The 8,510-nt window shown below is 45.9% G+C and carries 7 protein-coding genes and 1 pseudogene; 7 read left to right on the forward strand and 1 reads right to left on the reverse strand.

Annotation, left to right across the window (positions count from 1 at the left end):
• On the reverse strand, nucleotides 1–1,192 hold a 1,192-nt coding region (locus ACRC32_RS23840), incomplete at its 3' end, for a histidine kinase (RefSeq protein ID WP_438556306.1).
• Between the two features lie 186 nt (nucleotides 1,193–1,378).
• Between ACRC32_RS23840 and ACRC32_RS23845 the strand changes: the two genes are divergently transcribed.
• The 7 genes and pseudogenes from ACRC32_RS23845 to ACRC32_RS23875 all read left to right on the forward strand — a co-directional run.
• Nucleotides 1,379–2,830 (forward strand): S-layer homology domain-containing protein, encoded by a 1,452-nt coding sequence (locus ACRC32_RS23845; protein ID WP_438556307.1) that lies wholly within the window; start codon nucleotides 1,379–1,381, stop codon nucleotides 2,828–2,830.
• 288 nt (nucleotides 2,831–3,118) lie between these two features.
• Entirely contained in the window at nucleotides 3,119–3,700 is a 582-nt protein-coding gene (locus tag ACRC32_RS23850) for a thioredoxin family protein (RefSeq protein WP_438556308.1), read from the forward strand.
• A gap of 174 nt (nucleotides 3,701–3,874) precedes the next feature.
• Entirely contained in the window at nucleotides 3,875–4,357 is a 483-nt protein-coding gene (locus tag ACRC32_RS23855) for a pentapeptide repeat-containing protein (protein WP_438556309.1), read from the forward strand.
• A gap of 102 nt (nucleotides 4,358–4,459) precedes the next feature.
• Nucleotides 4,460–6,124: a glycoside hydrolase family 3 protein gene (locus ACRC32_RS23860; RefSeq protein WP_438556310.1), complete on the forward strand. Its 1,665-nt coding sequence runs from the start codon at nucleotides 4,460–4,462 to the stop codon at nucleotides 6,122–6,124.
• 336 nt (nucleotides 6,125–6,460) lie between these two features.
• Entirely contained in the window at nucleotides 6,461–6,694 is a 234-nt protein-coding gene (locus ACRC32_RS23865) for a DUF4327 family protein (protein WP_015155351.1), read from the forward strand.
• Nucleotides 6,695–6,995: 301 nt separating this feature from the next.
• Complete coding sequence (locus ACRC32_RS23870) at nucleotides 6,996–8,135, forward strand: sulfate ABC transporter substrate-binding protein (RefSeq protein ID WP_438556311.1); 1,140 nt, start codon at nucleotides 6,996–6,998, stop codon at nucleotides 8,133–8,135.
• 137 nt (nucleotides 8,136–8,272) lie between these two features.
• Nucleotides 8,273–8,510: pseudogene (locus ACRC32_RS23875) on the forward strand (sulfate ABC transporter permease subunit CysT); the annotation flags it as partial.

Here is an 8,510-nt window from a genome sequence, read left to right on the forward strand (position 1 = left end):
TGGGGGCTGAGTCTACCCAAATTTGCCCGTAGTGCGCTCTAATAATCCGTTGACATAAAGCTAAACCGATACCATAACCATCTTTAGCTTCATCGCGCTTGAGGCGAAACCGCTCTTCAAAGATGCGATCGTAATTTTCTTCAGGAATTCCAGGCCCAGTATCGCAAACGCTGACTTGTACCTTCTGTGTTGTGCGGTGCAGGCAAGAAATACGGATCGTGCCTCCTTCGGGAGTATACTTCATCGCATTGTCAAGTAAATTGATCAAGACTTGCCTTACCCTTTCTCGGTCGGCATAAACCGCAGGTAAATCGTTAGGAAGATCGGATTGGATAGATTGCGATTTAGTCCGAGCGCGATCCTGAATATGTGCTTCTACATCTTGGTATAGCTCGATTAAATCTAGTTTGTGGGGTTGAATTTGTAGTTCGGCACTAGAACCCCGCGTTACCTGTAACAAACTCGCAATCATGCGATCGATAATCTTAGCTTGGCTGCGAGCTTGTTTGAACAACTGAGTTAATAAAGCAGGCGATGCAGAAAAACTCCCCTTTTTAGTCGATAGAAATTGAGCTTCAAGGGTTTCTACAGCGATAGACACAGCTGTCAGAGGATTGCGCAGGTCGTGCGCTACCATTGCAATAATTCGATCTTTAAACTGAAGCTGCTCCAATAACCTCTCCTGCTCGCGTTTGAGGCGAAATACTTCATCAGAAAGCCGAATCACTTCTACCGAATCAGCTACAGAACGAATCGCGGCGACATTGGAAGTACCGCAACTGTTGCCCGAGTTGTTTAGGTTTTCTAAATTCTTCGGTTTCGTTGAGGTTTCGGCTAACTCTGCTACTAAATTTGCCTGAGCCTCGGCTGATTGCTGCCACCGCAGCCACCAGTTGCTCAGTTGCTCGATCAAATTACTTCCGGCAAGAGTTTGTCTTGGTTCTGGATAAATCTTGATCAAAGCGGGTGTAGCCACCAGTTTGAAGTGTTCTGCTAGATACGGTTGTTCCCCGACATTGACAATCTGTAATTCAAACGGGTACTCAGCTTGTAGCTGCTTGAGATAACGACGAATTTGCTGTATTTGCTGTCGCGAACTGGGACGCTCATCTACAAATAGCAGTAATTGAAGCTTAGCTTCAGTTGAGGTCTGCTGTTCAGATGAAACCTGCATGCAATCTTGTTTCAGCACGGGCAACTAACAGGTAACGCTTAGTGGGAGGTGAAAGAAGTAGCCATAGCGGATTATAAATCAGCCTCCTCTTAAATTTAATATCTATTTTAGTTTTTGCATATAGCTAAGATGGTAAAGAGCGTAGAATTACAGATATTGGGCAGTCCTACGCTAGCGTAAAACTAGTATATATACTGAAAAACCGTGTTGTTTTCAAAAAGCGCTCGATTAGCTAGTTTAACCTGCTTGTTGCTTGCTGTAACTGCCTGCGCCAACAGTCCTAACGCTCAGCAGTTGGAGCGCACTTTAGCTGCCGATCCTGAGTTGGAGACCAATCGACCGTTTAGCAATTCTGGCACTTCTACCCAAACTACCGATTCAGCTCGGCAAAATCAGCCGAATGGGGCGCTCGCCCAGTTACCAGCCGACTTTCCTTCAGAAATTCCGCGCTATCCCGATGCTCAGTTGGTAGCATCTGTACCAGTTGAAAACGAGTCTTCGCCGCCAGAAACTCGTTGGGTGAGTGTCGATCCGATCAACGTCGTGCAAAGCTTTTACCAAAAGGAATTTCAGTCAAATAACTGGCAAATTGTCAATCCGCCATCGGAGGGAGAAACAGATAATGCGACGATTGAGGCGCGGCGAAACGATTTGTTAGTAAAAATTGCGATCGCGCCAAGAACGACATCTACCCCTCCGCCGAATGCGACTCCTACACCCAACCAGCCGAACCCTGGAATAGATCCTGCTGCTAGCACGGAATTTACCATTCAGTATCAGCGAAATGCTCCAGCTACAGCCGCCACTCCTACACCCTCACCCCAAACCAGCGGGGAAAACTCAGCTCAGACACAGACAGGCAACTCAGTCACTTCTGACACAGCCGAGAGAAGCTTCAACGACCTAAGCCAAGCCCCTCAAGAATTGCAACAATATATTACAAATCTGGCGGCTTTGGGTGTTTTGCCCCTCGAACCAACTAATGCCAAAAGCAGCCAAGCCGATTCCGTCCGGCAATTCAATCCAAGTAAGATCGTCAGCCGCCGGGAATTTGCTCGTTGGTTGTTTGAAGCCAATAATCGCATTCAAGCCACTCGTCCAGCACTACAAATTCGAGCCGCATCATCCGCAGCTCAACCAGCATTTCGAGATGTACCGCGCAACGATCCTGATTTCTCCGTTATCCAGGGACTCGCGGAAGCAGGTTTAATTCCTAGTTCCTTATCAGGAGACGGAACGGCGGTTTTATTCCGTCCTGATGCCCCGTTAACGCGGGAACAGTTGATTCTTTGGAAAGTTCCTCTAGATACCCGCCAAGCCTTGCCTAACGCCTCCTTAGAGGCTGTCAAAGATTCATGGGGATTCCAAGATGCAGCGCGGATCGATCCCAAAGCTTTACGTGCGGTCATAGCAGATTTTCAAAATGGGGAGCAGTCAAATATTCGCAGGGTTTTCGGATATACCACACTGTTACAGCCGAAAAAACCCGTTACCCGCGCCGAAGCTGCATCAGCGATTTGGTTTTTTGGTAATGGTGGTGAGGGGATGACGGCTCAAGAAGCCCTGAAAGCGCAACAGCAACCGCAAAACAACCAACAACCCCAAAATCAGCAGCCGCCAAATCAGCCCCAGCCGCAGCCAACATCTGCACCATAAAAGCAGCGACATCTAAAGTCACCCACGATTGACTCGTGCGCGATCGCATTCTGAATCGAATGTACTTCTTTTTTATGTAGAATTAGGTGCTGGCGCAGAAATTGCACAACACTAAAATCTTGTAATATCTTTTACTGTAAGATTTTAAATCTAGAGACTTGAATGCGAGCTAATTTGAGCGATCTCTTTGAAAACTACTGTACTTTACAACCACTGTTCTCTAACAGCGATTGGTTATCATCCAGAAAATGAGTAATATAGAGAATTTTAACTTATGAGTTCTTAATTATGGCTTTAACAACTTCTACTATGTTGCCCCTGGGCACTCTTGCCCCAGATTTTCAACTTCCAGATGTTGTTTCTGGCGACACGATCTCTTTATCTACATTTGCTGGCAAACAGGCTTTGCTAGTGATGTTTATTTGTCAGCATTGCCCTTTTGTCAAACACGTTAAAACGGAGCTAGCACAACTCGGTAAAGATTACAATCGCCAAAATGTAGGGATGGTTGCTATTAGTGCCAATGATATTCACAACTACCCCGATGATGCTCCAGAAAAGCTCAAAGCAATGGCAGTGGAATTAGATTTGCCATTCCCCGTATGCTATGACGCGAGCCAGGAAACAGCTAAGGCTTATACCGCTGCTTGCACTCCAGATTTCTTTTTGTTCGATGCAGGGCAAAAATTAGTTTATCGCGGACAGTTAGATGATAGCCGTCCTAGTAATGGTAAGCCTGTAACGGGTTCAGATTTGCGAGCTGCTATTGATGCAGTTCTTGCCTCGCGTCCCGTGCCAACCGAGCAAAAGCCTAGTGTTGGATGCAATATTAAGTGGAAACCTGGTAATGAACCTAGTTACTACGGCTAAAAAGGGAAACAAAGGAGCAGATTTGGGAATCTTATAATTAGAGTCTTGCTTCTGAGCAACTCTGTTAAACCGAACTATTTGAGGCGCTCTGATTTTGAGTCGGGAGCGCGAATTATTATGCCTGGCTCCAGCAGCCACAAATCATCAACACATGATTATTAAGTTATCTAGACAATGAAAATTTCGATTCTTGCTACCGTTACTTTGCTAGCTCCTCTTTGTTTCATGGCTTCAGCTCAGGCTTATAATCCCCAAGACCTAGCACAATTAAAACGGACAAATGCTTGTCCTCGATGTGATTTAAGTAACGCACCCCTGAATAACTTAAACCTCAGCAGAGCCAACTTGCGTAATGCCAATCTTCAAGGTGCTAACTTATCTCGTTCTATTCTGGCAGGTGCAGATTTAAGCGATGCAAATCTGGAGACAGCAAATATTTCAAGTGCTAATTTATTTGAGACATTACTAATCGGCGCAAACCTCAAATCTGCTGTTCTAGTCAACTCGAACTTGACTGGTGCTGGTTTAATGGCTGCCAACCTAGAAGGTGCTAACCTCAGAGGTGCAATTATGGATTTAGTCAATTCACGAGGGGCAAGATATAGAGCGACAACTATGCCTAATGGTACAGTTACCCCAACCCCAACTTGGCGGTGACAACTTACGGGTAATGGGTAGTTGGTAGTTGACAGTTGACAGTTGACGGTTGACAGTTGACAGTTAAGAGTCAACCATCAACTTAACTCCTAATCCCCGGTCATGCGATCGCTACCTAATCTCGATACTCTTTCCTTGACAGAACTAGTGGCTCAGATGCTCGTGGTTAGAGCTTCTGGCTACTTATTCGACCACCAGATTCTCTATCCTAGCTGGGAACCAACTACAGATAAGCTCAAGCGGTTGGTAGGACTAGGTGTAGGTGGTGTGATTCTATTGGGTGGAAGTGCAGCAGAAATCGCTTTAAAAACGCAACAATTGCAATCCTGGGCAACAATTCCGTTATTGATTGCCGCAGATATTGAGGAAGGGGTGGGACAGCGTTTTGCTGGTGCGACTTGGTTTCCTCCACCAATGGCAATAGGAGCGATCGCATCCCACAACCTCAGTCTCGCCCAAACATATGCAGCTCGAATGGGAGCAATTACCGCTCAAGAAGCCTTAGCTGTTGGGATTAACTGGGTGCTTGCTCCTGTAGTAGATGTCAACAACAACCCTGATAATCCTGTGATTAACGTCCGTTCCTTTGGCGACAATCCAGCGATAGTCAGCCAGCTAGCTAGTGCCTATATTCAAGGGGCAAAATCTTATCCCGTACTCACAGCAGCTAAGCATTTTCCTGGGCATGGGGACACGGCTGCTGATTCTCATTTAGATTTACCAGCCATTCCTCATTCTCCGGCAAGATTGGCAGAAATCGAACTACCACCTTTCCAAGCGGCGATCGCGGCTGGGGTAGATGCGGTGATGAGCGCCCATTTACTTATACCCAGTTGGGATACCGAACATCCAGCTACCCTTTCATCGCACATTTTGACGCAACAGCTACGTCAGAACATGGGTTTTGAGGGTTTAATTGTTACCGATGCTTTGGTGATGGGGGCGATCGCCAATCGCTATGGAGCCAACGAAGCGCCTGTACTCGCAGTGGAAGCTGGAGCAGATATTTTACTGATGCCAGTCGATCCTGAAGGCGCAATTCAAGCTGTCTGTACTGCTGTTGAAACCGGACGCATCTCCAAAGAGCGAATTCGTGCTTCTGTAGAGCGGATCTGGAAGGCTAAGTTACAGGTTAGCAACGAAAATAGGGAGCAGGGAAGCGGGCAGAGGGCGAGGTTTCCTCGCCATCGGAGCCGCGTAGCAGGGAGCAGGGAGCAGGGAAGAAAGATAAGGGAGACAAGGGAGACAATTTTTGAGTTGGCTCAACCGGAAGCTTTTGCAGTCGTGAATGAGATTTTAAGTGCTTCTCAGGTCGTAGGAAACTTGCCTTTGATGCCAGCACAATCTGCCTCAGAGTCAAAAAAATTGAGGAATTTGATTGTGGTCGATGAGTTACTTGGATGCGATTTCTTGCACCGCAAAGCACCTGCGATCGCTCTCCCTACTCAGCACGGCTATACAACACAGCTTTGCGATCGCCATACCCCTGTCGTTTTTGAGACTGATGACGATTGCCCAACTCTACTCCAGCTGTTCATTCGCGGTAATCCTTTTCGCGGAAGTGCTGGAATCGCGCAAGTAGGACAGGTATGGGTTAAGAAATTATTAGCTTCAGGTAATCTTCAAGCACTGGTAGTTTACGGTAGTCCATATGTCCTCCAGCAGTTGCTGCCCATACTACCGTCTATTCCTTGCGCTTTCTCTTACGGGCAAATGCCAACAGCTCAGGCAGTTTCCTTATCTACATTATTTGCTAGGTCGATTTAGTTCTCTATCTTAAGATAGATTTTTTTTCCTCTTCTATCTCACCTGAGTTAGATATGACAAAACCTTAACCCATTCCTAAACCAAAAAATATAGGATTAAAAGGGCTATGCACCAGCTCTTGAAAAAGTTCAAGCATAGACAGGTGGCGAACATTTTGTCAAGATTTGTTGACTGTCTCAATATTTGTTAATATATAGTTGAATGATATAACGTCAAAATAGGGATAATTTCAGTATAGTCAACTACAAAATTTCCAACTTCAATTAATTATTTACCCATCTGCCACCTTGAGAGAACACCACATCCGATACCCCGATCGAAACTTAGGTTAAAACTATGAGTGTAAATACGGTGCCACCAATCCGATATTCTTTGGACGTAATCCAAGATGAAGCCCGTCAGTTGGTACAAAAAGGATTGGTTAGCCGCCAGCAGCCAATCTATACTCTGTGTCAGTACATTCCAGCACGGGAATGGGTTTGCATAGAGTGCGAATTAGAGCAATGTGATTTCTTGCTACGCGATCGCATCGGCGATCTGATTGGTAGAGAACAATGGGATAACGATTAAAAGGGCTATGGAATTAGAAACTAAGGGCTAGTGCGTAGTTGCACTAGCCCTTAGCGTTTTTAGCAAATGAATCGTAAACCGAACAGCTCTTGAGAAGAGTGGCTAATAGTCACGGATAATTAACTATTAGCCATTAGCAATCGCGCTCAAATCTTCATCCATTGTCTATAAACCCCACATTCTCGCTCGGAGAACGTGGATTTTTCTTGCTTTTTTTGGTTTGACTCTGTAATATCTATGACCAGGCAGATTAAATACGGTAGTTCTACCAAAGATTCGTAGATTATTAGGAGACAATGATATGAGGTGGTGGCAGCAGACCTGGAAGCAATGGCATCTGGCGGTTGAGCAACTTGGTAGACTCAGGTGGAATTCGGTCAAAAGCTTGGCATCGCTATTTTTAGTTGGGGTGAGTTTGAGCGTGGCGATCGCCGCTTGTAGTAGTGGTGGAGATAATTCGGCGACTCAAAACCCTGCTGCCAATCCTGTAGCGGCAAACAAGCAGGATGTAGAACTGACTCTCGTTTCTTTTGCTGTCACCAAAGCTGCTCACGATGCGATTATTCCTAAATTTGTCGAGCAGTGGAAGCAAGAACATAACCAAAACGTGACCTTCAGCACTAGCTACGGTGGTTCTGGTTCCCAAACTCGCGCCGTAATTGATGGTTTGGAAGCAGATATCGTCCACTTAGCCCTTGCCCTCGACACGAGCAGAATCGAGAAAGCAGGACTCATTGAGCCAGGATGGGAGAAGGAAGTTCCCGATAATGGCATTGTTTCTAAATCTGTTGCTGCACTAGTGACTCGTCCAGATAACCCCAAAGGTATTAAGACTTGGGCAGATTTGGCGAAAGATGGAGTCAGCTTGATTACTGCCGATCCGAAAACTTCCGGGATTGCCCGTTGGAATTTCCTGACGCTGTGGAATTCTGCCATCAAAACTGGTGCTAGCGAAGAACAGGCACTCGACTTTGTGAGCAAAGTTTATGGCAACGTGCCGATTTTAACTAAAGATGCGCGAGAAGCAACTGATGTCTTTTTCAAGCAAGGGCAGGGAGATGCTTTAATTAACTACGAAAACGAAATTCTTCTAGCACAGCAAAAAGGCGAGAAGGTGTCTTACATCATTCCCGATGTCAACATCTCCATCGATAACCCCATCGCTGTAGTGGATAAGAACGTAGATAAACATGGCACTCGTGAGGTTGCCGAAGCTTTTGTGAAATACCTATTTACACCCGAGGCGCAGCAAGAGTTTGCCAAAGTTGGATTCCGACCCGTGGACGAGACAGTAGCTCAAACCAAGGAAAATACCGACAAATACCCCAAAGTGCAAAATCTCGGATCGGTGAAGGACTTTGGGGGATGGAACGCAGTCCAAGCTAAATTCTTTGAAGACGGAGCAGTTTTCGACCAAATTCAAGCCAAAATTAATCGTTAATTGGTCATTGGTCATTGGTCATTGGTTATTTGTCGTTTGTTTAGTTAGGCAAGAGGCGAGAAGACGAGTTTTGACTTTTGACTTTTAACTTTTGACTTCTCCTCTAACCCCTAACCCCTAACTCCTAATCCCTTCAGATGGCTGTATCTCCTGCACCTCGATTTGGTTTTCGCAATTCAGTAGCTCAAAAGTTGCGGCAATGGTTATTTCACATGCCTTGGACGTGGCGCATCACTCTGGGATATCTCGCAGTAATGTTATTCCTTCCCATTGCGGCAATGTTCCTCAAAGCGAGTACTGAAGGTCCTGTTAACTTTTGGCGCATTGCTACTAGTCCCGTGGCGCTGGCAACATACAACGTCACGTTTGTGACAT

Origin of the sequence: Chroococcidiopsis sp. (genome assembly GCF_051657925.1) — a bacterium.
GTDB lineage: Bacteria > Cyanobacteriota > Cyanobacteriia > Cyanobacteriales > Chroococcidiopsidaceae > Chroococcidiopsis.

What these genes read in the sequence shown, in the direction of transcription:
- ACRC32_RS23850 (WP_438556308.1), top strand. Translation starts at nt 3,119, where the DNA reads ATGGCTTTAACAACTTCTACTATGTTGCCCCTGGGCACTCTTGCCCCA.
- ACRC32_RS23855 (WP_438556309.1), top strand. Translation starts at nt 3,875, where the DNA reads ATGAAAATTTCGATTCTTGCTACCGTTACTTTGCTAGCTCCTCTTTGT.
- ACRC32_RS23860 (WP_438556310.1), top strand. Translation starts at nt 4,460, where the DNA reads ATGCGATCGCTACCTAATCTCGATACTCTTTCCTTGACAGAACTAGTG.
- ACRC32_RS23870 (WP_438556311.1), top strand. Translation starts at nt 6,996, where the DNA reads ATGAGGTGGTGGCAGCAGACCTGGAAGCAATGGCATCTGGCGGTTGAG.
- ACRC32_RS23865 (WP_015155351.1), top strand. Translation starts at nt 6,461, where the DNA reads ATGAGTGTAAATACGGTGCCACCAATCCGATATTCTTTGGACGTAATC.